Source organism: Streptomyces sp. NPDC005483 (genome assembly GCF_040606035.1).
GTDB lineage: Bacteria > Actinomycetota > Actinomycetes > Streptomycetales > Streptomycetaceae > Streptomyces.
Genome location: NZ_JBEXEA010000112.1, coordinates 1 through 2,310, shown reverse-complemented (window position 1 = coordinate 2,310; position 2,310 = coordinate 1). Strand labels below are relative to the sequence as shown.

Below are 2,310 nucleotides of genomic sequence, written 5' to 3'. Positions count from 1 at the left end.
ACCGACTCGCCGCCATCGAGCGCGAGACCGACGTTGCCTGAGAGCTGAGCACGTTTATCTGTACTTGGCTGAGCACTTCAGGGAGTACGCGGACACGCCGTCGAAGCCCCGGCTCGCGGCCGGCACCGACGCCGCCGCCTTCACCGACTGGGCGTCGATGACGCCCGCGGTCGGCTCCGGATCGCGGCCCGCCGCCTCGCGGATCCGATCCCGCAACCGGTCGTGGAACTCGGAGACCAGGCCCTTGTCCCGCCAGCGCCGGAAGAACGCGTAGACGCGGTCCCAGGCGGGGAAGTCCGCCGGCATCGCCCGGCAGGTGATGCCACCCGCGACCAGGTAACGCACCGCGTCGACCAGCTGGCGGTGGCAGTAGCCCTCCGGCTGCCCACCGCGGCCCTCCAGCCAGGACGGCACGGGCATCGCGTCCCGCACGACGGCCCACTCCGCGTCCGTCATGTCCGAGGGGTATCTCGGACGCCTGTGCGGGTTGTTCCCGGCGCTCCCGAACCGGTGGGCGAGACAATCACACTCCCGGGCAGCCGAGTTGGAACCGGCCGGCGCGAGGGCGTACAACTGCGACAACAGGGCCTCCTGGCGCGCTCAAGGTCTCGACAACCCCGAGCTGCACCAGAGGCCCTGTCTTCATACTCGGCGTGCAGCAAGACCACCCGACCGAGTTGCCACCGTCGAACCCACGTCCATCAAGATCGGTACGGCAACGGCTTCTATGCCGGTGTCGAACCGCATAAACGAGGCGAACTCCTCTCAAGCGTTCTCCCGCAGCTTTACGATCGCCGGATGCTTCCGGCCCCAGGCGGCGGATTCGGCGAACCGCTCCAAGCGGCTTTCGCAGTCGGCGCCGCCGTAGACCTCGGCCAGGTGGGCCTGCACCTCGCCGTGGTCAGGCCCTTCGCGGCCGGCGAGATCACCATCTCGTCGCTCCCGGTCAGGCGCTTCTGCCGCTTCTTGACGATCTTCGGCTCGAAGGAGCCGTCCCGGTCGCGGGGCACGACGATCTCCACCGGCCCCACGTCGGTCAGCACGGTCCACCAGCTCGTCGATCAGATGGTCGTCCACGGCCTTCGCCCACACCGCCGCTGCCGACTCGACAGCGTCCTGCTCAGCCACGTTCTCACTGGTCATCGATGCATCCCACCCGAGGACGGTGAGCCGGTGAACATCTTCAGGGGCATAGGGGTCGTGTCGCCTGGCCGGCACTACGTTCCACCCGGTGCACAGCAGTCGGTCAGCTGGGTGGGCAGAGGTTGAGCAGGGGCTCTTCCCGGTTGGGGATCATGACGAGGATGGTGTGGTTGAGGTCTTCGACGAGTTGGGTGAGGACGGGGAGCAAGGTGTGGAGGTCGGGTTCGGCGACTTCGATTTCCAGTCGGGTGTCTGTGAGGCTGATGTGCCGGCCGGCGGCGATGGCTCGGATGTCCCGCGCGGTGTGTTCGGTGTGTTCGGTTTCGTCGTGGCCGGGGGCCGGGCGCAGCCGGTAGTGCAGTGTGGGGGAGGCGTCCTGGTCCGCGGTGCCGGCTCGGGGTCCGGTTGCGGTGCGAGTTTCGGTGCCGGGGATGAGCGGGGCGTGGCCGGTGGGCCGGCTGGTGGGCTGTTCGGGGGTGGTCAGGTTGTCGTGGAGGGTGTGGAGGGTGTGGAGGTCGTGGTCGTCGAGGTCGGGGACGAGTTCGGCTGCGTTCTCGTTGGCGGTGCGGACGGCGGCGGAGTCGTGCGGGTGGGTGTCGAGTGCGGTGAAGACCGCGCGGAGCCGGGTGATGACTTGTTCTTCGTAGCCGGGGTCGGGGGCGAGTTCGGTGCCCTTGCCCTTGGGAGTGGTGTGGGCTTCGGTACGGGCTACGGCGACGGCCATGATGACGCGGTGCAGGCTGTCGCGGTAGGCGCTTGCGAGGGGGGTGTCGCCGATGGCGGGGCGGTGCTGGAGGGCGCGGCCGACGATGCCGGATGCCCAGGTGAACAGGGTGGTGGCGTGCGGGACGGTCCAGTTGCGTGAGGCAGCCCACCGGATGATCCGCGGGTCGTCGGCGGCCGGGCCGGGAAGCGGCCCGTTCGTGGTGGCCGCCGCCGGCCCCTTGGAAGAGGACGCGGCGGATGAGGACGCGGTGGTGGATGTGGTGTCCGTGGGAAGCGGGCCGGCGCCGTAGGGGCCGGGGTGGCGTGCGGGCTGTTGCTGCCACGGGCCGGCCTGTCCTCCGCCCCGGGGTGCGTCGAGGTAGGCGACAGCCCCTCCGGCGGGCCGGGCCTCGTGGGGCTGGGGTGACTGCGCGGGGGGCGGTGGCACGGCGGGCCGGACGG

The 2,310-nt window shown here is 70.2% G+C and carries 1 protein-coding gene and 2 pseudogenes; all 3 read right to left on the bottom strand.

Annotated elements, in window-relative coordinates; genetic code table 11:
* Window positions 1–54: 54 nt before the first annotated feature.
* Window positions 55–456, bottom strand: a complete 402-nt coding sequence (locus tag ABZT06_RS50460) for a transposase (RefSeq protein WP_355756664.1) — start codon at window positions 454–456, stop codon at window positions 55–57.
* A gap of 399 nt (window positions 457–855) precedes the next feature.
* Window positions 856–1,046, bottom strand: a pseudogene (locus tag ABZT06_RS50455) (transposase); the annotation flags it as partial.
* Window positions 1,047–1,246: 200 nt separating this feature from the next.
* A pseudogene (locus tag ABZT06_RS50450) lies at window positions 1,247–2,310 on the bottom strand (hypothetical protein); the annotation flags it as partial.